We start from the raw sequence: 22,927 nt of genomic DNA, 5'->3' as shown, positions 1-22,927 counted from the left end.
TGGGCCTCCTGTTATCGGGCGAGCGTCTGGATGACGCCGCGGATTCGTTCGTCTTCGCGTTCGAGAAAGGCCTGGCCCATCTCGTAGGCGCGCTGGACCTCGATCATGCGCGCGATCTCGGTGATCGGATCGACGTTGCTGTCTTCGAGATACCCCTGCATCAGAACCGCGCCCTCCACCGGTTCGGCCCCGGCCTCTGCGGTGAAGCGAGTGCCGCCGACATGGCGCAATTCACTGGGATCGGTGGGAAGGTAGACGCCGACCTGCGCGATAGGCTGGCCGTTGTTCGAAAGTGTGCCATCGGCGGCGAGCGCGACCGAAGTCGCCCCCGAGGGGATTGCGACCGGCGTACCGCCGGAATCGAGCAGCCGGTACCCGTCGGGCGTAAGCAACTCGCCTTCAGCCGACGGGATGAAACTGCCAGCCCGCGTGAGCTGATTGCCCTGCGGGGTCTCGATCATGAAGAACCCCTCGCCCTCGATCGCGAAATCGAAGGTGCCGCCTGTCTGGGTCAGCCCGCCTTGGCTTCGATCGATCAGCCGACCATGCGCCCGCGCCATCGACAGCGAGGGTTCGTTGCCCTCCAGCCCCGAGAGATACTCGGAGAAAATCACGCCCTCGCGCCGGAAGCCCGTGGTCGAGACATTCGCGATATTGTTCGCAACGGTCCGCATTTCGCGCATCAAGCCGGATTGCCGCGTGAGGGTGGTATAGATTGCGTTATCCATCTTAGCCCCCGGCGACGATCGGCAGGATGGTGCGGGTAAAGAACTCCACCAGCTTTTCCGACATGAAGCTCATCGACACCCAGAACACGACGAGCATCGCCCCCACTTTGGGCACGAAGGTCAGCGTCATTTCCTGCACCGAGGTCAGCGCCTGAAAGAGGCCGATCGTGACCCCCGCGACCAGCGCGACCGACAGGAGCGGCGCCGCGATCAGCACGGCGATCCACAAGCCCTGCCGGAGCGTGTCGAAGAAGATCGCGTCCTGCATCAGACCGGCATCCTGAGAATTTCCTGATAGGCCTCGACGACCTTGTTGCGGACGGTCACCGCCGTCTCGATCGCGAGTTCCGTCTGGGCAAGCGCCTGCACCAGCGCATGTGGATCAGCCTGTCCCGCCATCGCGGCTTTGGCAGTGTCTTCGCCCGCCTTGACCGCATCGACGAATGAACTCGCCGCCTGTTCGAAAAGGGAGCCCGGCCCGGAACCGCCCGCTTCCGGCGGGACAGCAGCCCGGGCCTGGGCGTAGCTTTGCGTTGCAAGGGAGGTGTTAAAATCCATTCTAGATCTCCTCGGTCCTTAGCGGCGAAGCAGTTCGAGCAGGGAGGCCGACATTTGCCGGGCCTGATCGAACATGCGCAAATTCGCCTCGTAGCTGCGCTGCGCTTCGCGCGCGTCAGCGATTTCGACCACCAGATCGACATTCGAGCCGTCGTGGTAGCCGTTCTCGTCGGCCATCGGATGGCCAGGTTCGTAGATTTGGGTGAGTTCGGATCGGTCGAGCCGCACCGGGCCAAGGGTGACCTCTCCGGTCGGGGCGCCTTCGGAGACGACCTTCTCGAAAGCCGCGATCTTGCGGTGATATCCGGGCGTATCGGCATTCGCGATATTCTCGGAGCTGTGCCGAAGCCGCATCGCCTGCGCCTTCATGCCCGAGGCGGAGAGCGCCATGGATTGGGTGAAATCGCTCATCTTCAGCCCCTCCCGAGCGAACTGCGCAGGATGTTGAGCGAGGAGCGGTAGATCGCGAGCGACAGATCATGCTCGCGTTTCACCTCGACCGAGCGGACCATCTCTTCTTCCAGCGAGACCGAATTGCCATCCGGCGAGGTGACACCGGGGGAGGCGATCACCTCGGGTGCGGTGGTGATCGTCGCCGAAGCGTCGATGTGACCGGACCGCGTCGCCCGCAGAGCGCCGCTACCCTCGCTGCGATAGAGGTCTTCGAAAGCCGGCAGGTCACGCGCCGCATAGCCGGGCGTGTCCGCATTGGCGATATTCTCCGCAACCGCGTTCTGGCGGGCTGCGGCGTGGGTGGCCATCGCACTGGCCATTTTCATGATCTCAATCTTCTCGAACATCGGGGCTTCTCCTCCGAGCTATCAACCAAGCTTTAAGAGCGAATCGTTTAGAAAACGTTTCGAGAACATCGGAGGCCAGAATGGCATTTGCAGGATTCGACCTGTTGCACGCCGAAATGCGCGGTATCGCCAGCGCCCATGCGGTCGGGCGCGTACGCGAGGTGCGGCGCGGGATAATCGAGGTCAGCGGTCTGGCCCGTTCGGCGGCCCTCGGCGACCGCGCGACGATTCGCTGCCAAAGCGGGCGCGAAATCGGCGCGGAGGTTCTGTCGCTGACGCGTGGGGCGGTCACGGTGCTGCCCGACGGAGCCGCCGATGGCGTGGCGATCGACGACGAGGTGGAGCTGCTCGGTCAGGGCGGGATCGCCCCGCATGACAGCTGGGTCGGGCGGATCATCGACCCGTTCGGAAAGCCGCTCGACGGGCAACCGCTGATCCACGGCGGGCGCGAGCGCGATTTGCGCGCAAGCCCGCCTCCTGCCGCCCAGCGCAAGCGGTTGGGCGGTCGGTTGGAGACGTCACTTGCCGCCTTCGACACGATGCTGCCGCTGGTCCAAGGCCAAAGGGTCGGCCTTTTCGCGGGATCGGGCGTCGGGAAATCCTCGCTATTGGCGAGTTTCGCGCGCGGGGTGTCGGCCGATATCGTCGTCATCGCGCTGATCGGCGAACGCGGCCGGGAATTGCGGGAATTCGTCGAAAAGACGCTCGGCCCGGAGGGGATGGCCCGCGCGGTGATCGTCGCCGCCACCTCGGATCAATCGCCGCTGGTGCGCCGCCGATGCGCCTGGACTGCGATGGCCGTGGCCGAGCATTTCCGCGATGCGGGCCAGCATGTGCTGTTCCTCGCCGACTCGATCACGCGCTTTGCCGAAGCCCATCGCGAAGTGGCGCTCGCCGGGGGCGAGCCCGCCTCGCTGCGCGGCTATCCGCCCTCGACCTCCTATCAGATCATGGCCTTGGGCGAGCGCGCGGGCCCCGGCGCCGAAGGTCAAGGCGACATCACCGGCGTTTTCTCGGTTCTGGTGGCCGGTTCCGATATGGACGAGCCGATCGCCGATATCCTGCGCGGCGTGCTCGACGGCCATGTGGTGCTGGAGCGCGAGATCGCGGAGCGGGGGCGCTTCCCGGCGATCAACATGCTGCGTTCAGTTTCGCGCTCGCTGCCCGACGCGGCGGATCCCGAGGAAAACCGGCTTATTGGCAAGGCGCGCAGCCTGCTTGGCGCCTATGACCGGGCCGAGATGATGATTCAGGCGGGGCTATATGCGGAAGGCTCGGACCCGCGTATCGACGCGGCGATCAAGCTCTGGCCCGAGCTGGATGCCTTCATTGCCGAACCCGCCCCCGACGGTATCTCGGGCAGTTTCGCGCGGCTACGCACGATCCTGTCGCAGGTGCCGGGATAGGGTCTAGATCAGGTCCCAAAGCAGCTTCGCGGCCAGCAGCGTCGAGGTCGTCACCAGCAGCGGTTTGATCAGCCGCGCGCCCACCCGCATCGCAAGCCGCGAGCCCAGCCTCGCCCCCGCGATCTGCGCCAGCCCCATTGCGATGCCGAGCACCCAGAGCGGCGAGCCGACCAGCAGGAACCCCGTCAGCCCACCGATATTCGACGAGAAGTTCAGCAGTTTCGTATGCGCCGTCGCCTTGAGCACGCCGTACCCCGCCAGCGTCACGAAACCGATCATGAAGAACGACCCCGTCCCCGGCCCGATCAGCCCGTCGTAAAAGCCGATCACCGGTACGAAGGCGGCGGTGAACAGGCCGGGCCGAATGCGCTGCACCCGATCCGTGTCATCCAAACCGGGCCGCAACGCGAAAAACGCGGCGATCGCGACGAGGATGAACGGCAGCGCGATCTCGATCTTGTCGGTCGGAATGCGCGACACGAGAAGCGCCCCCGCCAGCCCGCCAAGGAACCCGATCACGGCGGCCAATAGCTGTTTTCGCAGCACCACATGGCCCGAGGCCGCGTAGGAAATCGCAGCCGTCGCCGCGCCGAACGTGCCCTGAATCTTGTTCGTCGCGAGCGACTGCACGGGCGGCACGCCCGCCAGCAAAAGCGCCGGCACCGTGATCAGCCCGCCGCCGCCCGCGATGGAATCGACCACCCCCGCCGCGAAGGCCGCGCCGATCAGCATCACCACCAGATCGAGAGGAAGTTCAAACATTTGCACCCCGGTCAGAAGACAGCCGCCTCTTGTCCTGCCCGCGCCGAGAAAAGTAAAGCCGTTGCCTCACCGGGGCCGCAGCCGCTATCACCGAAGCTCAGCCTTGCGGAAGACCCAGATGACCCAATCGCCCCTTGCAGCCGCCCCGCTATTTGCGAGCCCCGCCCGGTGATCGCGCGCACGAACCGATATGCGCCGCTCGAGGCGTTCGCGGCCCCCGCGAAGCCTTATGCGCAGATCTGGCGCGGGATGCTGGGTCTGGGCGTGATCGTCGCCTTCTACCTGCTCAGCGGCTGGGCGATGATCCTGTTCTTCTCTTCGATGCTCGACGATTTCTCGATGCTTCGGTTGTTTCAGGAAATCGCCCATGGCTCGACGCCGCGCGGCCTCGCCATTCTGCTCGCGAGTTTCGCGCCGCTTCTGATCGCGACTTTCGTCGTCAGCCGCCACCTGCATCACCGCGCGCCCGCAACGCTGTTCGGAGAGCGGAGCCTCGCCACCTTCACGAAGGTGCTGCCGGTTCTGCTGCTCTTCGCTCTCTTCTCCTTCGGGCTGACCCAGCTCAGCGAGTCCACGGCGCGCTCCAACCCGCTGGTGCATGTGCTGAGCTGGGCGCCGATCGCGCTGCCGCTTCTGTTCGTTCAGATCGCGACCGAGGAGGTGCTGTTTCGCGGCTATCTCCTGCAGCAACTCGCGGCGCGCTGGCGCAGCCCCCTGATCTGGATGGTTCTGCCCTCGGCTCTGTTCGGCGCACTACATTATTCGCCCGGCGCGTATGGCAGCAACGCGTTCTGGCCCGCGCTCTGGGCTTTCGGCTTCGGCTGCCTCGCAAGCGACCTGACCGCTCGAACCGGCAATCTCGGCGCAGCCCTTGCGCTGCATTTCGCCAATAACTTCGGCTCGCTTTTCCTCGTCGGCTTCTACGGCCAGCTCGATGGGCTCGCGCTCTACACGATCGTGATCAACACACGCGACCTTTGGGACCTCTTGCCGTGGCTTCTGCTGGACATGCTGCACCTGCTGATCGCGTGGTTGTTGATCCGCCTCACCCTCCGCGTCTGATTGCAATTCGTGCAGGGGCGGCGTATTTCAAGCCAAACCGACCCGCCCCAGCGAGAGGCTCATACGATGAACTGGATCACCAATTACGTCCGTCCTCGGATTAACTCGCTGTTTTCGCGCCGCGAAGTGCCCGAGAACCTTTGGACGAAATGTCCCGAATGCGGGACGATGCTGTTCCACCGGGAGCTGTCGGACAATCTCAACGTCTGCACCAATTGCGACCATCACCTCGCGATCACGCCCCGCGTGCGCTTCGAGGCGCTGTTCGACGGCGGCATCTTCTCCGAAGTGAAAGTGCCCGAACCGATCACCGACCCGCTGCATTTCAAGGACCAGAAACGCTATCCGGACCGGATGAAGGCGGCGCAGAAATCGACCGGCGAGAAAGAGGCGATGCTGGTGGCCGAGGGCGAGATCGGGCGCACGCCGATCGTCGCGGCCGCGCAGGACTTCACCTTCATGGGCGGCTCGATGGGGATGTATGTCGGCAACGCGATCATCGCGGCAGCCGAACGTGCCGTGAAGCTCAAGCGCCCGCTGGTGCTGTTCTCGGCGGCTGGCGGCGCACGGATGCAGGAAGGCATCCTGTCGCTGATGCAGATGCCGCGCACCACCGTCGCCGTGCAGATGCTCAAGGAAGCGGGCCTTCCCTATATCGTCGTACTGACCCATCCGACGACGGGCGGCGTGACCGCCTCCTACGCGATGCTGGGCGACGTGCATATCGCAGAGCCCAACGCGCTGATCTGCTTCGCGGGCCCGCGCGTGATCGAACAGACGATCCGCGAGAAGCTGCCCGAGGGTTTCCAGCGCGCCGAATACCTGCTGGATCACGGGATGCTCGACCGCGTGACGCATCGCATGAAGATGCGCGACGAGCTGATCACCATTCTGCGCATGCTGATGAACCTGCCGCCTGCGGTGAAGGGCGATCTGCCCGCGCCGGAGAAGGCGCCCGAGGAAGCGGTCGCCGAGGCGGCTCCCGAGGCCGAGGCGAAGCCCAAGACCTGATCTTCGACTTGGCTGAAATATCCCGGGGGGCGGCATCAGCCGCGGGGGCAGCGCCCCCTCCCCGGTCCGCCATCTAAGGCCGGAGGGGCCAATGACGCAAAGCTCCGATGATATTCTCGACCGCCTGATGGCGCTGCATCCCAAGGTCATCGACCTGTCGCTCGACCGGATGGAGCGGCTGCTGGGGGATCTCGACCATCCCGAGCGCGACCTGCCGCCGGTGATCCATATCGCGGGCACCAATGGCAAGGGCTCGACCCAGGCGATGATCCGGGCCGGGCTGGAGGCTGCGGGCAAGCGCGTCCACGCCTATACTTCGCCGCATCTCGCGCGCTTCCACGAACGCATCCGGATCGCCGGATCGCTGATCTCCGAGACCGATCTCGCCGCGTTGCTCGATGAGGTCGAGGCGGCGAATGGCGGCAAGCCGATCACCTTCTTCGAGGTGACGACGGCGGCGGCGCTTCTGGCCTTCGCGCGGACCCCTGCGGATTACACGCTGCTGGAAGTGGGTCTCGGCGGGCGGCTCGACGCGACCAATGTGGTCGACACGCCCGCGCTGAGCATCATCACGCCGGTCTCGATCGACCATCAGCAATTCCTTGGCGAAACGCTGGCCGAGATCGCGGGCGAGAAGGCCGGGATCATCAAGCGCGGTGTGGCCTGCGTGGTCGGTCCCCAGCAGGAGGCCGCGCTCGAGGTGATCGAGGCGCGGGCGGAAAAGCTCGGCGCGCCGCTTCTGGTGCATGGCCAGCATTGGCAGGTCTGGGAAGAGCGCGACCGGCTGATCTTCCAGGACGAGAACGGGCTTCTCGATCTGCCGCTGCCGAACCTGCCCGGCCCGCATCAGATCGCCAATGCCGGGGCGGCGCTCGCAGCGCTGCGGCATCTGGGCTTTGACGAGGCTGCCTGCGAGGCGGCGGTGACGAAAGCCGAATGGCCCGCGCGGATGCAACGGCTGCGCCACGGACCGCTGGTGGACGGTGCGCCCGAGGCCGAGGTCTGGCTCGATGGCGGGCACAACCCGGCGGCGGGCGACATGATCGCCAAGACGCTCGGCGCGCTTCCGAAACGCCCGACCCATCTGATCTGCGGCATGCTCAACACCAAGGACGTGACCGGCTATCTGCGTCCGCTGGCGGATCACGCGGCGAGCCTGCTGGCCGTCTCGATCCCCGGCGAGGCGAACACGCTGCCCGCCGAAGCGACCGCCGCGGCCGCGCGCGTGGTCGGCATAGAGGCCCGCCCTGCGGCCTCGGTCGGCTCGGCCATCGCGGGGATCGTCGCGATCCATCCCCATGCCCGCATCCTGATCTGCGGCTCGCTCTACCTCGCGGGGCGGGTGCTGCGCGATAACGGCTGAGGCTGCGGTCTCGCACGGAGTCTGTGCGAGGATACCGGTGGCTGACCTGCGCCTGCGCGCCTATCTTCGCGTGAACAGGAAAGGAGACCACCATGCAGCTTGAGCTTGGGATCGACACGTTCGGCGATGTGACGCGCGGGGAGGACGGCCTGCTGCAAAGCCATGCCGAGGTTATCCGCGACACGTTGGCCGAAGGCGAACTCGCCGACCAGGTCGGGCTCGACTATATCGGGCTCGGTGAACATCACCGCCCGGATTTCGCGATCTCCTCGACCGAGCCGATCCTCTCGGCGATCCTTGCCCGCACCGAGAAGATCAAGGCGGGCACCTCCGTGACGGTGCTGTCCTCGGATGATCCGATCCGCGTTTTCCAGCGTTTCGCGACGCTGAACGCGCTGGCGCCGGGGCGGGCCGAGATCACCATCGGGCGCGGCTCCTTTACCGAGAGCTTCCCGCTTTTTGGGCTCGACCTGAACGATTACGAGGCGCTGTTCACCGAGAAGTCGCAGATCCTGCATCTGCTCGCGACGCAGGAGAAGGTCAGCTTCGACGCGCAGATGCGCCCGCCGCTTAAGAACGTCACCGTCTATCCGCGCCCCGAGGCGCCACTGCAGATCTGGCGCGGGGTCGGCGGGTCGCCGCAATCGGTGGTCGAGACCGCCGCGATGCAGATGGATCTGATGCTGGCGATCATCGGCGGGGATTCGACCCGGTTCAAACCGCATGTCGATCTCTATCACCGCGCGCATGACCAGATGGGCACCAAGCCCGGCAAGATCGGCGTCCATTCGCCCGGTCATATCGCCGAGACCGACGAGATCGCGCAGGAAGAGTTCTACGAAGGCTATGCGCGGATGCATGACATGATCGGGCGCTCGCGCGGTTGGCCGCCGTTCCGGCGCGAGGCCTACCTGTCGGAGATCGAGCATGGCTCGCTCTATGTCGGCAGCCCGGAAACCGTGGCGCGCAAGATCGCGCGGACGGTGAAAGCCTTGGGCCTGTCACGGTTCACGCTGAAATATAGCGGCGGGCCGCAGAACCCCGCGCATCTGCGCAAGACGATCGAGCTTTACGGCACCAAGGTCCGCCCGCTTCTGAACGAAATGCTGGCTTAAGCCTCAGCCGCCCAGCCGTCTGCCTGCATCTCGCGCAGGCGGCTGGCGGTGCGCTCGAATTCGAACGTGCCCTCGCCTTCGACGTAAAGCCGCTCGGGCTCGTCCGCGGCCGAACAGATCAGCCGGACCTTGCCCTCGTAGAGCGAGTCGATCAGCGTGACGAAGCGCTTCGCTTCGTTGAAGTTCGAGGCCGAGAGCAGCGGAATATCGTCAAGCAGCAGCACCTTCACCGCATCCGCGATGGCGAGGTAATCCGCCGGACCCAGCGGCTGCGCGCAGAGATCCCAGAAGCTCGCACGGCCGACCCCATTATGGAAATGCGGGATTTCGACCACGCGGCCTTTCACCGGAATGTCGAGCTTGCCGTGATGATCGCCCCCGGTCAGCTCATCCCAAAGCGCATCCATCTTCGCGCGCGCCTCGCGACCCGCAGGCGTGAAATAGACCTGTTGGCCTGCCAAACGGTTCTGACGATAGTCGTTTTCGGAGGCCAGTTCGTAGACGTCGAGCTTCTCGCGGATCAGCCCAATGAAGGGCAGGAAAAGCTGGCGATTGAGCCCGTTCTTGTAGAGGTCCTCGGGCACCCGGTTCGAGGTAGTGACGATGGTCACGCCACGCTCGAACAGGGCCTCGAACAGACGACCCACGATCATCGCATCGGCAATGTCTGTGATCTGCATCTCGTCGAAGCACAGCAGCCGCAGCGAGCCCGCCACCTCTTCGGCCACGGGGCGCATCGCATCCACCGTGTTGGCGCGGCGCGCATCGTCTAGCTTGCCTTGGACTTCCTGCACGAAAGCGTGGAAATGCACCCGGCGTTTCGGCACGTCGGTCTGGCCGAAGAACAGGTCCATCAGCATAGATTTCCCGCGCCCGACACCGCCCCAGATATAGAGGCCGCGCACGCCTTCGACCGGCTTGATCTTGCGCTTGAAGAGCCCGCGTTTCACCGGCTCCGGCGCAGGCGCCTCTTCCAGCGCGCGGCGCACACGCTCCAGTTCGGGCAGAATGGCGCGTTGGGCGGGATCGGGGTTGAGGTCCCCGTTCTCCACCATGCTCTCGTAAAACTCGGGCAGACTGCGTTTCATGACGTTCCGATATAGCGCGCTCACGGGATTGAAAAGCCCCGCGGCTTGCGCGAGCATCCGATCCGGAGGAGGACCCCATGGCCAAGGAATTACCGCTGCTCGGCGCTGCGCTGAGCCTCGATATGCTCGCGCATCATCGCGACTGGATTCTGAACGACCAGCGCGATCTGGAATTGCAGAGCTTCTGCTGGCCGAACGCCACGGATGCGGATCTGCGCAAGATGGTCGCGCGGACGAAGGAATTGCTCGACGGCTATACCGGGCGGCTGGGGCTGCACGGGCCCTTCACCTCGTTCAATATCGACTGCGCCGATTCCGAGATTATCGAGGTCATCCGCGCCCGGATGCTGCGGGTGCTGGAAATCACGGCGGAGCTGGGCGGAGATCAGATGGTGATCCATTCGCCCTACACGCTCTGGAAGGAGGCCGACCTGGAGCAGAACCCCGCCAACGCGTTCATTCAGGTCGAACGCGTGCGCTATGTCTTGACCCCGGTGATCGAACGCGCCGAGGAGTTGGGCGTGACGCTGGTCATCGAGAATTGCGAGGACATCACGCCGAACCTGCGTGTCGAACTGGCCGCGAAGATGAAGAGCAAAGCGGTGAAGGTCTCGCTCGATACGGGCCATGCACAGTTCATGCATCGCCGCTGCGGCGCGCCGCCGGTCGATGTGTTCGTCCATGCGGCAGGCGCGGCGCTGGAGCATGTCCACCTGCAGGATATCGACGGCTATGGCGACCGGCACTGGCACCCCGGCGAAGGCACGATCGCGTGGCACTCGGTCTTCAAGGCGCTTGGCAAGCTGCCGAAGATGCCGCGCCTGATTTTGGAAGTGAACGACGAGATTGGCGTGCGAAAAGGCGCGGAATATCTGGAGTCTCAGGGACTGGCGCGGTAACGGCTACGTGCGGCCCCGGCCCTCTCCTTGTGAAGCGTGGGGGCAAAGCGTAATCTCTGCGCCGCAGAAAAGCCGACAGGAGTTCTTATGGCCAAACCGACCCCGCAACGTCTTCACCTCGTCTTCGGCGGCGAGCTGGTGACCCCGAGCCGCACCGAATTCAAGAATGTCGACGATATCCATATCGTCGGGATGTATCCGAACTACGCCTCCGCCTATGCCGCGTGGAAGGCCGAGGCGCAGCGCACCGTCGACGACGCCCATACCCGTTACTTCATCGCGCACCTGCATCGCCTGCGTGACGAAGAGCTCGAAGTGTCGACCACCGAAGAGCTCGGCAACTAAGGCTGGCATGGCGCGCTCTCTTCCTCTCTGGCTCAAACTGCAACTCTCTGCCTTGCGTCCTGCGGGACCCAAGGCGAAAGCCGCGGTCGAGGCCGGTCAGGGGGAGGAGCGCGCCGACGCCCCGCTGCTGTGGATTTGGGCTGCGGGGAAATGCGCGGAAGCCGCCGGGCTGGTCGCGCGCAGGGTGGCCGCACGGATGCCCGACATCCGCATCGCGATGACGGTGCGCGGCAGCGAGACCGCCCCGGACGGGCTACCCGAAGAGGTCTATTTCCGGCCCACCCCCGAGGATCGTCCGGCATCAGTCCGTCTGGTCTTGGATGCATGGCGCCCCGATCTCGTGCTCATCATGGACGACACGCTGCCCGCCGCCCTGATCGCGGAGACGCAGAAACGCGGCATCGCCAGCGTTCTGGCCGATGCGAAACTCGGCGGTGAGGATGGGCTGCGCCTCGATGACGTCTCGCTGACATTGCTGGGCCGGATCGACCGCATCTACCTGCGCGATGAGGCGAGCCTCGAACGGGTGGGCGACAAACTGAATGGGCCGGTCATCGTGGTCAATGACGGCGCGCTCGGCGAACCGCCGCAGCCGCTTTACGGCTCCGAAGCAGAGCGCACCTCGATGGCCGAGTCGATGGGCGCACGCCCGGTCTGGCTGGCCGCTGCCGTACCGGAGGCCGAGATCGGCCCGGTGACGGCGGCCCATCGCTACGCCCAGCGCCACGCGCATCGGCTGCTGCTTCTGCTTGCACCGGATGACGAATCCCAAGGCGAGGCCCTCGCCGCGCAGCTGACCGCCGAGGGCTGGTCGGTCGCGCGCCGGTCGCTCGAGGGCGAACCGGAATTGACGACCGAAATTTTCATTGCCGACGACGCGATGGAATACGGGCTTTGGTATCGGCTGGCCGCGCTCAGCTATATGGGCGGCACCTTGTCGGGGACGGCGCGGGCTCCGCGTTCCCCGGTTGAGGCGGCGGCGCTTGGTTCGGCGATCCTGCACGGCCCGAAACTTGCGCCGTTCCGCGAAGATTACCTGCGGCTCGAGGCTGCGAAAGCCTGCCGGGGCGTCGTGGTTCCTGAGGATCTGCCCGAAGTGGTCGCGGACCTGATCGCGCCGGAACGCTCCGCGCAGCTGGCCCATAACGCCTGGGCGGTGACCTCGGGCGGCGCCGGCGCGGTGGAGACCATCGCCCGCGATCTGGCCGAGATCCTGTCGGGCACCCAGCCCGCACGGGTGGCGTGATGGGCGCGCCCGGCTTCTGGTTTAATGCCCCCGCCGCGCCGGGCCTTCGCGCGCGCCTGCTGTCGCCGCTCGGCGCGATTTACGCGGCGATGACGAAGCGGCGCGTGGCACAGCCGGGACTGCGGCTCAACGTGCCGGTGATCTCGGTCGGGAACATCAACGCGGGCGGGACCGGCAAGACGCCGACGGTGATCTGGCTGGTGCAACGGCTGGCCGCGCGCGGTGTGACCGCCCATGTGGTCTCGCGCGGCTATGGCGGATCGCTCGAAGGGCCGGTGCAGGTCGATGAGCGCAGCCACCGCGCCGAGGAAACCGGAGACGAGCCGCTACTGCTATCGGCCTTCGCGCCGGTCTGGGTCGCGCGCGACCGGGCCGCCGGGGCGCAGGCGGCGGTCGCGGCCGGAGCGCAGGTGATCGTGCTCGACGACGCCCATCAGAACCCCGCATTGCACAAGGACCTCTCCATCGTGGTGGTCGACGCGCATAAGGGCTTCGGCAACGGGCGCTGCCTGCCTGCCGGGCCGCTGCGCGAACCGATCGAGGCCGGAATGGCCCGTGCCGACTTTCTGCTATCGATCGGGCCGGAAGCTGCACAGGTTGAATTCGCCAATTTCTGGAGTTCCAGAATTTCGAAACCACGCCTGACGGGACAGCTCGCCCCGCTGCAGACGGGCATGGATTGGGAGGGCCTTCCCGTCCTCGCTTTCGCAGGCATCGGCCATCCCGAGAAATTCTTCGCCACCTTGCGTAGCCTCGGGGCAAACCTACTGCGCGGCGAGGCGCTGGAAGACCACCAGCCTTTCACGACCCGCCTGTTGCAGCGCATCGAGGCAGAGGCCGACACGCTCGGCGCGCAGATGGTGACGACCGAAAAGGACGCGGTGCGCCTGCCGGAAAGCTTCCGCCCGAAGGTACTCGCCCTGCCGGTGCGGCTCGAGATAGACGACCCTACAGCGCTCGACGCAGCGCTCGACCGGCTCGGGATATGAAAAAGGCCGGCCCCACGGGACCGGCCTTCTCAACATCTGTCGCCGGGATCAGTTGGCTTGCTTCGCCAGCTCGTCGTCGAGGATTTTCTTGAAGTCGTCCCAAGCCATGTTGGAATGCTTCTCGCCGTCGATGATGAAGGTCGGCGTCGCATCGATTTTGTCGTCGCCCGCGTTCTTCTGGAAGGTCGCGACCATCCGCTCGGCGCGCTTCTCGTCGTTCATGCAGGCGGTGACCTGATCGTTGCTCAGCCCGGCCTGCAGGCCGATCTTACGCAGGTTGTCCGCGATGGTCTGCGGCTTGCCGTCGCCGATCCAGTCCTTCTGCTTGTTATAGATCATGTCCGAGATCGCGTAATATTTCGGATCGCCACCGCATTGCGCGATCAGACCGGCCCAGACACCGAACTTGTCGAAATAGACTTCGCGCTGGATGAACTTCACCTTGCCGGTGTCGATGTAGTTCTTCTTCAGCTGCGGATACTCGACCTTATGCCATTCGGCACAGTGCGGGCAGGTATAGGAGGCGTACTCGATCACGGTGACCGGCGCATCTTCCTGACCCAGAACCACGTCGGGCAGAGTCTCGACATCTTTGTTCGCCGTGGCTTCCTGCGCTTGGGCCGCAGTGATCAGGCTCGCCTCGCTGTGTTGGCTGGCATACCAGCCGCCCGTCGCGAGAAGCCCCATGACAGCCGCGCCGCCGAGGATCGAAAGAGTTTTGCTCATCTATCTGCCTTTCTTGTGTGCAGCCCGCTCTGCGGACTTCGATAGAACGTTTCTTGCCAGTTCTTCCAGCGCCGATTTGAGATCGGCATCGCCACAATCGGCCACCTGCGCCTTCGCCGCTTCGGCGACGCGGGGGTCCGGTTTGCGGGGTTCGGGTTTGGGTTTCGGTGCAAATTGCGCCTGACCTTCGGCAAAGCCGGTCGGCGCGGTCTGCGTCAGCGAAATGCGCGAGATCGCGTTATAGCCGTAGCAGGCATTCACCTTGTCGCGGATTTGCGGCAACTGCATCTGCAGCATGGGCGCCGCCGCTCCGGTCGTCAGGAGGGTAAGGGTCGCACCGAAGCCGCCTTTGGTGTAGCCGATCTTCACCGGGCGGCATTGCGCGGCGGTGTCCGGGCCCACCACTTCCGCCCAGTGGGTCAGCAGGCGCGAGACCGCAAACCCACGCGCTTCACCCGCGGCGCGGATACGGTTACGCAGCAGTCCGCCCGCGGCTTCAAAGCCACGCATTCGCCGCGAAGGCGTCTTTTGCGGGTCGCTTTTTTTCATTCGTGGGCGGTTCCTCTTGATCCATCCCATTCTAGGAAGCACATCGGGCCGGGCCAACCGGTCGGCAAGAGGGGAGCATAAACATTGCGTGACGGTAAAGGGGCAATCGGCGAAACCCTGCTCACCTGGTACGATACACATGCCCGCGTCATGCCGTGGCGCGTGTCGCCTGCGGATCGTGCAGAGGGCGAACGGCCCGATCCCTATCGCGTCTGGCTGTCCGAGGTGATGCTGCAGCAGACCACGGTCGCCGCCGTGCGCGATTATTTCCGCCGTTTCACCGAGCGCTGGCCCGATGTGGGTGCACTCGCAGCAGCCGAGGATGGCGACGTGATGGCCGAATGGGCCGGGCTTGGCTATTACGCCCGCGCCCGCAACCTGCTGAAATGCGCGCGTGTCGTGGCGGGTGAGCTGGACGGGCGCTTCCCCGAGACGGCGGCAGAGCTGCAAAAGCTGCCCGGCATCGGCCCCTACACCTCCGCCGCGATCGCCGCCATCGCCTATGACGAGCCGGTCGCCGTGGTCGACGGCAATGTGGAGCGCGTCGTCTCGCGGCTTTTCTCGGTCGACACGCCGCTGCCTAGCGCGAAGGCGGAGCTGACCGAATTGACGGCACAGATCACGCCCGAGGACCGACCCGGAGATTTCGCGCAGGCGATGATGGATCTGGGCGCGACGATCTGCACGCCGCGCAATCCGGCCTGTGGCATCTGCCCGCTCATTGATTCCTGCACCGCCCGCGCTGCCGGGATCGCCGAGACGCTGCCACGCAAAGCCCCGAAGAAGGAAAAGCCCACCCGCCGCGGCTTCGCCTATGTCGCGATGAACGGTCAGGGCGACGTGCTGCTGGAACGCCGCCCCGACAAGGGGCTTCTGGGCGGCACGCTGGGCTTTCCCGGCTCGGATTGGTCCGAGGCGCCGACACCCGCTCCGCCGATGCAGGCCGACTGGACGCTCTCTCCGGTCGAGGTGCGCCATACCTTCACCCATTTCCACCTGATCCTGCAGGTTCACGTCACCCGCACCGAGACCGACGCCGTGACCCCGCGCGCCGATTTCCGCCCCGGCGATCTGCCCACCCTGATGCGCAAGGTCTGGGATGCCGCCCAAAGCGCCGAATGGCCGCAAGCTGAATGATTGTATCGGGTTAGCGTTCGGCTAGTATGACCTCGCCCGCATCGCTCACGAGGCTCCGATGTCCAGCCGCGACGAAATCCGCCGCCCCTCTCACGCCCTGCCCTTCTGGCTGTCGCTCGGCACCGTGCCTCTGGCGGGGATCGAGGCGTGGTTCGGCGGTTGGACCCTGATCCTGCTGCCCGCCTATGCGTGGTGGCTGACGACGGTGCTCGACCAGCTTCTCGGCCGCAACGAGGATCAGCCCGACACCGAAACGCCCGAAGCCGAGCTGTTCTGGTATCGCGCGATCACGCTGGTCTGGTTCCCGATTCAGGCGGCCGTGATCTTCGGCACGATCTGGTGGGTGACGCATACCGATCACCTGAACGACTTCGAGATCGTCGCCCTGATGTTCGGCACAGGCGTGATCTCGGGCACGATCGGCATCGTCTACGCCCACGAATTGCTGCATCAGAAAAGCAAGCTGGAACGCTGGCTGGGCGATCTGCTGCTGGCGAGCGTCCTTTACTCCCATTTCCGGACCGAGCATCTGCTGGTCCACCACCTCTGGGTCGGCACGCCCCGCGATGCGGTCTCGGCGCGCTATAACGAGGGGTTTCACCGCTTCTTCTGGCGGGTGATTTTCGAATGCCCCCGCTCCGCCTGGAAAGCCGAGAAGCTGAAACTGAGCCGCGCGGGCCGCCCGGTCTGGCACCGCTCCAACCCGTTCTGGCGCTACGGGGCATTGCAAGCGCTGGCGCTGATCGTGGCGGCGCTACTGGGCGGCTGGTTGGGGCTCGGTCTGTTTCTGCTGCAGGCGCTCTTCGCGATCTGGCAGCTGGAACTGACCAACTATGTCGAGCATTACGGCCTGACCCGGCAATACAAGGGCGAGGGGCGTTATGAGCATGTCCTGCCGCGCCATAGCTGGAACGCCGATCACATGGCCTCGAACTGGCTGCTGATCAATTTGCAGCGCCATTCGGATCACCATTACAAACCCGACCGCCGCTTCCCGCTCCTGCAGACCTACGATGCCGAGGAAGCCCCGCAGCTGCCCTTCGGCTATCCCGGCATGACGGCGCTCGCGATGATCCCGCCGCTCTGGCGGCGCCGGATGAACCCGCGCGTGCGGGCGTGGCGGCGGAAATACTACCCGGATGTCGAGGACTGGACGCCCTATAACAAGGGCACGACGCCGCTGCCGCGCGGCTCTTTCTGACCAGCCCCTTCCTCTTGGCAAAAATATCCCCGCCGGAGGCTCCCGCAGATGCCGCCAGAACAGGCGTCAGGTCACGACGCGCATCGTCAGGTTGATCCGCCCGCCCTTCGGCATCAGCGGCGAGGTGCCGGGCTTCACGCGGTCGATGCCATGATAAAGCCGCCGCGCCTCGCCCCCCATCACCATCACATCGCCCGAGTGCAGCCAGATGCTTTCGGTCTTGCCACCGCGCGTCTTGTTCCCGATGCGAAACAGCCCGTCGTCGCCCAGCGAGACCGACACCACGGGCTGATCGAAATCCTCCTCATCGCGATCCTGATGCATGCCCATCTTCGCGCCTTCGCCGTAGAAATTGATCAGGCAGCATTCGGGGGCGCGCGGCGTCCCCGCGACCGCCTCCCAGATATCGAGGATCGGTTGCGGGATCTCGGGCCAGGGCTGGCCGTCGGGATGGGTCTCCGAATAACGGTAGCCGCGCCGGTCGGAGATCCAGCCGAACCGCCCGGCGGAGGTCATGCGCACCGACATCGGCTTGCCGTAGGGTGTCATCGGCGAGAACAGCGGCGCCTGGGCGACGACACCGCGCAGCGTCTCGATCAGCGCCTTTTGCTCGTCGAGGTCCAGCCAGCCGGGATAATGCCGGAAGCCGCGAATCTCCTGCGGATCGGGCCGAGATGTTGCGTGTTTCCGGTTTTCTGTCATTTTCTCACCCTCTTCCTCGGGGGAGCCTTCTTGCAGCCCGATTTTCCCCTCCTTATATACGCTTCGAAGCCGACGGCGGCTCACACCGCTAGATAGCAGAGCATGAAACCGAAACCCAAGGGATAGGGGCCGGGGGCCTGAATGGACCCGTTCCCCGTCATATCGCCAAGAGAGGTAACATCATGGGTAAAGTCATTGGTATCGACCTCGGGACTACGAACTCCTGCGTCGCCATCATGGATGGCGCACAGCCCCGAGTGATTGAAAACTCCGAAGGGGCGCGCACCACCCCCTCGATCGTCGCCTATACGGACGACGAACGTCTGGTCGGCCAACCGGCGAAACGTCAGGCGGTCACCAACCCCTCGAACACCGTTTTCGCTGTTAAGCGTCTGATCGGTCGCCGCACCACCGATGCGGAAGTCGAGAAGGATAAGAAACTCGTTCCCTATTCCATCGTCGACGGCGGCAATGGCGACGCATGGGTCGAAGTGAAGGGCGACAAGTACTCCCCCGCACAGGTTTCGGCCGTGATCCTTCAGAAGATGAAGGAAACCGCCGAGAGCTATCTGGGCGAAGAAGTCACCCAGGCCGTCATCACCGTGCCCGCCTACTTCAACGACGCTCAGCGTCAGGCCACCAAAGACGCCGGCAAGATCGCCGGCCTCGAAGTGCTGCGCATCATCAACGAGCCGACCGCGGCTGCGCTGGCCTATGGCCTCGACAAGAAAGAATCGAAAACCATCGCGGTCTATGACCTTGGCGGCGGTACCTTCGACATCACCATCCTCGAGATCGACGACGGTCTCTTCGAAGTGAAATCGACCAACGGCGACACGTTCCTCGGCGGTGAAGACTTCGACATGCGCATCGTCAACTACCTCGCTGACGAGTTCAAAAAAGAACATGGCGTCGACCTGACCAAGGACAAGATGGCGCTTCAGCGTCTGAAGGAAGCTGCCGAGAAAGCGAAGATCGAGCTGTCGAGCTCGAGCCAGACCGAGATCAACCAGCCCTTCATCTCGATGGGCAAGGACGGCACTCCGCTGCACATGGTCATGAAGCTGACCCGTGCGAAGCTGGAAAGCCTCGTGGGCGATCTGATCAAGGCCTCGCTGAAGCCCTGCGCCGCCGCGCTCAAGGATGCGGGCGTCTCCAAGGACGAGATCGACGAAGTCGTGCTCGTCGGCGGTATGACCCGTATGCCGAAAGTCGTGGAGGAAGTGACCGGCTTCTTCGGCAAAGAGCCGCATAAGGGTGTGAACCCGGATGAGGTCGTGGCGCTCGGTGCGGCCATTCAGGCCGGCGTTCTGCAAGGTGACGTGAAAGACGTCGTCCTGCTCGACGTGACCCCGCTGTCGCTCGGCATCGAGACGCTGGGTGGCGTGTTCACCCGCCTGATCGATCGCAACACGACGATCCCGACGAAGAAGAGCCAGGTGTTCTCCACCGCGGAAGACAACCAGAACGCAGTGACGATCCGGGTTTTCCAGGGTGAGCGCGAGATGGCTGCCGACAACAAGATGCTCGGCATGTTCAACCTCGAGGACATCCCCCCGGCCCCGCGCGGCATGCCGCAGATCGAAGTGACCTTCGACATCGACGCGAACGGCATCGTGTCCGTTTCGGCGAAGGACAAGGGCACCGGCAAGGAGCAGAAGATCACGATCCAGGCGTCCGGCGGCCTGACCGACGACGAGATCGAGAAAATGGTTCAGGACGCCGAGGCGAATGCCGACGCGGACAAGTCCCGCAAGGAGCTGGTCGAAACCAAGAACCAGGGCGAATCGCTCCTGCACTCGACCCGCAAGTCGCTTGAAGACCACGGCGACAAGGTCGATGCCTCGACCGTCGAAGCGATCGAACTGGCGGCCAACGCGCTTGAGGAAGCCCTCAAGACCGAGGAAGCCGGCAAGATCAAAGGCGCGATCCAGAACCTGACGGATGCGGCGATGAAACTCGGCGAGGCCATCTACAAGGCCGAGCAGGAGAAAGCCGGTCAGGGCGAGAGCTCGAACGACGAAGACAGCCCGCGCGATGTCGATGAAGATATCGTCGACGCTGACTTCGAAGATCTGGGCGAGGACGAGCGCAAGTAATTGCGCATGGAATGTTGGGCGGGCCTGCCTTTTCTAAGGGCGGGCCCGCCTGCGTTCCGCCAAGGGGGTAACCAATGGCAAAACGCGACTATTACGACGTTCTGGGAACTGCCAAAGGCGCCTCGGCCGAAGAGATCAAGAAAGCCTATCGCAAGAAGGCGAAAGAGCTTCATCCCGATCGCAATTCCGACAATCCCGATGCCGAGGCCCAGTTCAAGGAAGTGAACGAGGCTTACGACGTCCTCAAGGACGCCGAGAAGAAGGCCGCTTACGACCGGTTCGGTCACGCGGCGTTCGAAGGCGGCATGGGCGGCGGGCGTCCGGGCGGCGGCTATGGCGGCGCGGGCGGTCAGGGCGACTTCGCCTCGGCCTTCTCCGACGTCTTCGAAGACCTGTTCGGTGATTTCATGGGCGGCGGCAGAGCCGGTCCCGGCGGTGGGCGTTCGCGCGCGCAGCGGGGCTCCGATCTGCGCTACAACATGCGCGTCACGCTCGAAGAGGCGTATCGCGGCACCCACAAGACGATCAACGTGCCAAGCTCGGCCGCCTGTACCGAGTGTAACGGCTCCGGTGCGGAAGGCGGCTCCGAGCCGCAGACCTGTCCGACCTGTTCGGGTCTGGGCAAGGTGCGCGCGCAGAACGGCTTCTTCACGGTCGAGCGGACTTGCCCGACCTGCGGCGGCCAGGGTCAGGTGGTGAAGAACCCCTGCAAGGTCTGCCATGGTGCAGGCCGCGTGGAGGTCGATCGCCAGCTTCAGGTCAACATCCCTCCGGGGGTCGAGACCGGCACCCGCATCCGTCACGCCGGCGAAGGCGAGGCGGGGCTGCGCGGTGGTCCGTCGGGCGATCTCTACATCTTCATCGAGGTCCAGCCGCACGCGATCTTCGAACGCGAAGGCACCGATCTGCATTGCCGCGTGCCGGTCAGCATGGCGACCGCAGCCCTTGGGGGCGAGGTCGAAGTGCCGACGATAGATGGCGGCCGCAGCCGTGTGAAAATCCCGGCCGGCAGCCAATCGGGGCGGCAGATGCGCCTGCGTGGCAAGGGTATGCCCGCGCTGCGCGGCGGCGGGGCCGGCGACATGTTCATCGAACTGGCCGTCGAAACCCCGGTGAACCTGACCGCACGGCAGAAGGAAATCCTCAAGGAGTTCCAGGGGATCGAAGCCGAGAACAACCCGGAAGGCGCGAGTTTCTTCAAGAAAGTCAAAAGCTTCTGGGATGGCATGACTCAGTGATCATTTCGAAAAGGCGCCTTCGGGCGCCTTTTTTCTTGTCCGGCTCGCAACCGATTAAGGCTTTCTTCAACCCGAATCGTTCATGGTCTGTTTCATGGACCAGATACCCCATCATATGCAGGAGCCTCCGCTGCCGTTGTTCAACGGCGGCACCGCGATCCGTCCGCCGCCGGGCGCGTCCAAGCCGTCCTATCTGTTCGACCATCGGCAACGGCTGCGCACGCGGTTCATGGAAGGCGGCGCGCAGGCCCTGCCCGATTACGAACTGCTCGAACTGGTGCTGTTTCGCGCGAGCCCCCGGCAGGACGTCAAACCTCTCGCCCGCCGCCTGATCGAAACCTTTGGCGATTTCGGGCGGGTGGTCTCTGCCCCGCCCGCCCGCCTGCGCCAAGTGACCGGCGTGGGCGAGGCCGTGGTGATCGAGTTGAAGCTGGTGGAGGCCTCGGCGCAAAGGCTCGCACGCTCGAAGGTGATGCATCGACCGGTGCTCAGCTCGTGGCAGGCGCTCGTCGATTACTGTCACATGGCGATGTCTCATGCCGAGACGGAGCAGTTTCGCCTGCTGCTACTGGACCGGAAGAACGCGCTGATTGCGGATGAGGAACAGGGCCGCGGCACGGTGGATCATGTTCCCGTCTATCCGCGCGAGGTGATGAAGCGCGCGCTGGAGGCCAATGCATCGGCGCTGATTCTGGTGCATAACCACCCCTCGGGCGACCCGACCCCGTCCGAGGCGGATATCGCCCTCACACGGCAGATCGACGAGGCGGCGAAGCTCTTCGGCATCGTACTGCACGATCATCTGATCCTCGGTAAGGACTGCGAGATCAGCCTGCGGTCGGAGGGTTACTTCTGAGCGGTCAGGCCCTGGGACTCGAACCCATCAAGCGGTAAAACCACCGTGCCGCCATCGGACGGACAGGCGGGCAGATCGAGGGTGATCGGCATCGCTGCGGTCCCGGTGCCATGCATCCGCATCAGCCGGCCGCCGACCGACTTGCCGCAATCGTCGGAGGACAGCGTCGCCTCGAGTTGCAGCTTGAGCGCGGTGAGCGTCTTGGGGGCGGTGTAGATTTCGATGCGCTTGCCATCTGCGGCGGTGAAGCTTTGCATATAGCCGCCCAGCGAGGTGTCCAGCGTGCGCGGCTTGGTCACGTCGAGATGGCCTGCATCGTCGAACTGCGCGCCGTTCTCATAGGCGTTCAGATGCAACGGGCTCTGTGCATCGGTCACCCAGATCGCGCGGTTGATCTTATCGAGCCCCGACGCTGCGGCCTCCACCTGCGCGATCGTCGATCCACCGGTGGTGACTTCCAGCGACGTCGTCGGCGCAAGCAAAGGCAGAATAGCCGAGAAAGCCCCCGACTTATCGGTCTGCCCGGCAATCGAGAGCGACGCATCGCGGATCGTCAGTTTCGTATCGGGGTGGCACGGCGCACTCAGCTCCAGCTTGGTCAGCCCGTCGCCTGCGGGGGTAACCGACAGGACGGCGTGCCCGCAATCGGCCGCGCCGGTTTTCAACGGCATCGGTTGCGGAAGCGAAGAGGTGAACCGGTCGCCCGAAGTGCGCACCGTCGCAGGCACGATGCCGACACCGGGATCCGTCGCGAAATGATAGACGGGAGGATTGCGAAGAACGGTTTTCGAAATGAGCTGAACCCGCGGTTCCTCGCGCGGCTCGACCCGATTTCTCCAAGTCTCGCGACTGACCGAGCTCGCCACCAAAGACGCACCGAGTTGCGGGCGCGGACCCACGCTTTGCATCACATGACCGGTCGCGGCGGCGAGCAGGAACGTCGCTCCGATCATGGATATCTTGCGAATGGTGCGCATCGCCGCCTCGAACTGGGGTCTGTCTTAGAAAACTGCTTAATAATTTTCTAATGACCGAAAGCGGCGAAGC

The 22,927-nt window shown here is 64.6% G+C and carries 25 protein-coding genes; 14 read left to right on the top strand and 11 right to left on the bottom strand.

Annotated features, from left to right (window positions below; all coding sequences use genetic code 11):
* Nucleotides 1-11: 11 nt before the first annotated feature.
* Genes BMI91_RS16745 through BMI91_RS16725 form a run of 5 tightly spaced genes read right to left on the bottom strand, consistent with a single transcriptional unit; the run spans nt 12 to nt 2,086 of the window.
* Nucleotides 12-728: a flagellar hook-basal body complex protein gene (locus BMI91_RS16745; RefSeq protein WP_078605964.1), complete on the bottom strand. Its 717-nt coding sequence runs from the start codon at nt 726-728 to the stop codon at nt 12-14.
* Nucleotide 729: 1 nt separating this feature from the next.
* Entirely contained in the window at nt 730-996 is a 267-nt protein-coding gene (locus BMI91_RS16740) for a flagellar biosynthetic protein FliQ (RefSeq protein WP_078522260.1), read from the bottom strand.
* Nucleotides 996-1,286, bottom strand: coding sequence for a flagellar hook-basal body complex protein FliE (gene fliE / locus BMI91_RS16735; RefSeq protein WP_078605963.1), 291 nt, complete (start codon nt 1,284-1,286; stop codon nt 996-998). The genes BMI91_RS16740 and fliE overlap by 1 nt, the downstream gene beginning before the upstream one ends.
* 18 nt (nt 1,287-1,304) lie before the next feature.
* Nucleotides 1,305-1,697 carry a flagellar basal body rod protein FlgC gene (gene flgC / locus BMI91_RS16730; protein ID WP_078605962.1) on the bottom strand — a complete coding sequence of 131 codons (393 nt, stop codon included), beginning with the start codon at nt 1,695-1,697 and terminating at the stop codon, nt 1,305-1,307.
* A gap of 2 nt (nt 1,698-1,699) precedes the next feature.
* The gene (locus BMI91_RS16725) at nt 1,700-2,086 is read right to left on the bottom strand and encodes a FlgB family protein (protein ID WP_078605961.1); all 387 of its coding nucleotides are present in this window, start codon (nt 2,084-2,086) and stop codon (nt 1,700-1,702) included.
* An 80-nt stretch (nt 2,087-2,166) separates the two neighbouring features.
* Between BMI91_RS16725 and BMI91_RS16720 the strand changes: the two genes are divergently transcribed.
* Nucleotides 2,167-3,492 carry a FliI/YscN family ATPase gene (locus tag BMI91_RS16720; RefSeq protein WP_078605960.1) on the top strand — a complete coding sequence of 442 codons (1,326 nt, stop codon included), beginning with the start codon at nt 2,167-2,169 and terminating at the stop codon, nt 3,490-3,492.
* Nucleotides 3,493-3,495: 3 nt separating this feature from the next.
* Here the strand turns inward: BMI91_RS16720 and BMI91_RS16715 are convergent, their stop codons facing one another.
* The gene (locus BMI91_RS16715; RefSeq protein WP_078541616.1) at nt 3,496-4,254 is read right to left on the bottom strand and encodes a TSUP family transporter; all 759 of its coding nucleotides are present in this window, start codon (nt 4,252-4,254) and stop codon (nt 3,496-3,498) included.
* A 168-nt stretch (nt 4,255-4,422) separates the two neighbouring features.
* Between BMI91_RS16715 and BMI91_RS16710 the strand changes: the two genes are divergently transcribed.
* The 4 genes from BMI91_RS16710 (at nt 4,423) to BMI91_RS16695 (ending at nt 8,805) form a co-directional block, all read left to right on the top strand.
* Nucleotides 4,423-5,316: a CPBP family intramembrane glutamic endopeptidase gene (locus BMI91_RS16710; RefSeq protein WP_078602325.1), complete on the top strand. Its 894-nt coding sequence runs from the start codon at nt 4,423-4,425 to the stop codon at nt 5,314-5,316.
* A 66-nt stretch (nt 5,317-5,382) separates the two neighbouring features.
* Complete coding sequence (accD, locus tag BMI91_RS16705) at nt 5,383-6,327, top strand: acetyl-CoA carboxylase, carboxyltransferase subunit beta (RefSeq protein WP_078522256.1); 945 nt, start codon at nt 5,383-5,385, stop codon at nt 6,325-6,327.
* 91 nt (nt 6,328-6,418) lie between these two features.
* A complete protein-coding gene (locus tag BMI91_RS16700) occupies nt 6,419-7,690 on the top strand; it encodes a bifunctional folylpolyglutamate synthase/dihydrofolate synthase (RefSeq protein ID WP_078605959.1) in 1,272 nt (423 codons plus the stop codon).
* Between the two features lie 92 nt (nt 7,691-7,782).
* Nucleotides 7,783-8,805 carry an LLM class flavin-dependent oxidoreductase gene (locus BMI91_RS16695; protein ID WP_078605958.1) on the top strand — a complete coding sequence of 341 codons (1,023 nt, stop codon included), beginning with the start codon at nt 7,783-7,785 and terminating at the stop codon, nt 8,803-8,805.
* Here BMI91_RS16695 and zapE read toward each other — a convergent pair.
* Entirely contained in the window at nt 8,802-9,893 is a 1,092-nt protein-coding gene (zapE, locus tag BMI91_RS16690) for a cell division protein ZapE (protein ID WP_078606079.1), read from the bottom strand. The two genes, BMI91_RS16695 and zapE, sit on opposite strands and share 4 nt — an antisense overlap.
* Before the next feature lie 77 nt (nt 9,894-9,970).
* Here zapE and BMI91_RS16685 point away from each other — a divergent pair, with 77 nt between their 5' ends.
* From BMI91_RS16685 to lpxK, 4 genes are all read left to right on the top strand, one after another.
* On the top strand, nt 9,971-10,792 hold the full coding sequence (locus BMI91_RS16685) for a sugar phosphate isomerase/epimerase family protein (protein WP_078605957.1): 822 nt from the start codon (nt 9,971-9,973) through the stop codon (nt 10,790-10,792).
* An 87-nt stretch (nt 10,793-10,879) separates the two neighbouring features.
* Nucleotides 10,880-11,137 (top strand): DUF4170 domain-containing protein, encoded by a 258-nt coding sequence (locus BMI91_RS16680; RefSeq protein ID WP_078522252.1) that lies wholly within the window; start codon nt 10,880-10,882, stop codon nt 11,135-11,137.
* Between the two features lie 7 nt (nt 11,138-11,144).
* Complete coding sequence (locus tag BMI91_RS16675; RefSeq protein WP_078605956.1) at nt 11,145-12,383, top strand: 3-deoxy-D-manno-octulosonic acid transferase; 1,239 nt, start codon at nt 11,145-11,147, stop codon at nt 12,381-12,383.
* Nucleotides 12,383-13,372 (top strand): tetraacyldisaccharide 4'-kinase, encoded by a 990-nt coding sequence (gene lpxK, locus BMI91_RS16670; RefSeq protein ID WP_078605955.1) that lies wholly within the window; start codon nt 12,383-12,385, stop codon nt 13,370-13,372. Before BMI91_RS16675 ends, lpxK begins: the two co-directional genes overlap by 1 nt.
* 48 nt (nt 13,373-13,420) lie before the next feature.
* On the opposite strand, the gene BMI91_RS16665 is transcribed toward lpxK, so the two are convergent.
* On the bottom strand, nt 13,421-14,098 hold the full coding sequence (locus tag BMI91_RS16665) for a DsbA family protein (protein WP_078522249.1): 678 nt from the start codon (nt 14,096-14,098) through the stop codon (nt 13,421-13,423).
* Complete coding sequence (locus BMI91_RS16660) at nt 14,099-14,608, bottom strand: DUF721 domain-containing protein (RefSeq protein WP_078550922.1); 510 nt, start codon at nt 14,606-14,608, stop codon at nt 14,099-14,101.
* 189 nt (nt 14,609-14,797) lie between these two features.
* Between BMI91_RS16660 and BMI91_RS16655 the strand changes: the two genes are divergently transcribed.
* A complete protein-coding gene (locus BMI91_RS16655) occupies nt 14,798-15,784 on the top strand; it encodes an A/G-specific adenine glycosylase (RefSeq protein WP_244176674.1) in 987 nt (328 codons plus the stop codon).
* 58 nt (nt 15,785-15,842) lie between these two features.
* On the top strand, nt 15,843-16,985 hold the full coding sequence (locus BMI91_RS16650) for an alkane 1-monooxygenase (RefSeq protein ID WP_078605953.1): 1,143 nt from the start codon (nt 15,843-15,845) through the stop codon (nt 16,983-16,985).
* Between the two features lie 66 nt (nt 16,986-17,051).
* Here BMI91_RS16650 and BMI91_RS16645 read toward each other — a convergent pair whose 3' ends face one another.
* On the bottom strand, nt 17,052-17,687 hold the full coding sequence (locus BMI91_RS16645) for an alpha-ketoglutarate-dependent dioxygenase AlkB family protein (protein ID WP_078605952.1): 636 nt from the start codon (nt 17,685-17,687) through the stop codon (nt 17,052-17,054).
* Between the two features lie 182 nt (nt 17,688-17,869).
* On the opposite strand from BMI91_RS16645, the gene dnaK reads away from it, so the two are divergent.
* The 3 genes from dnaK to radC all read left to right on the top strand — a co-directional run bounded on the left by dnaK (nt 17,870) and on the right by radC (nt 21,880).
* Entirely contained in the window at nt 17,870-19,786 is a 1,917-nt protein-coding gene (dnaK, locus tag BMI91_RS16640; protein WP_078605951.1) for a molecular chaperone DnaK, read from the top strand.
* 74 nt (nt 19,787-19,860) lie between these two features.
* The gene (gene dnaJ / locus BMI91_RS16635) at nt 19,861-21,024 is read left to right on the top strand and encodes a molecular chaperone DnaJ (protein WP_078570707.1); all 1,164 of its coding nucleotides are present in this window, start codon (nt 19,861-19,863) and stop codon (nt 21,022-21,024) included.
* Nucleotides 21,025-21,118: 94 nt separating this feature from the next.
* Nucleotides 21,119-21,880 (top strand): RadC family protein, encoded by a 762-nt coding sequence (gene radC / locus BMI91_RS16630; protein WP_078606078.1) that lies wholly within the window; start codon nt 21,119-21,121, stop codon nt 21,878-21,880.
* On the opposite strand, the gene BMI91_RS16625 is transcribed toward radC, so the two are convergent.
* Nucleotides 21,871-22,833, bottom strand: a complete 963-nt coding sequence (locus BMI91_RS16625; protein WP_146684137.1) for a hypothetical protein — start codon at nt 22,831-22,833, stop codon at nt 21,871-21,873. The genes radC and BMI91_RS16625 overlap by 10 nt on opposite strands.
* Nucleotides 22,834-22,927: the final 94 nt, after the last annotated feature.

The sequence above is a fragment of the Thioclava sediminum genome, assembly GCF_002020355.1.
In the GTDB taxonomy this organism is placed as follows: domain Bacteria; phylum Pseudomonadota; class Alphaproteobacteria; order Rhodobacterales; family Rhodobacteraceae; genus Thioclava; species Thioclava sediminum.
The sequence above is the reverse complement of the archived record's forward strand: the minus strand, read 5'-3'. Positions and strand labels throughout refer to the sequence as shown.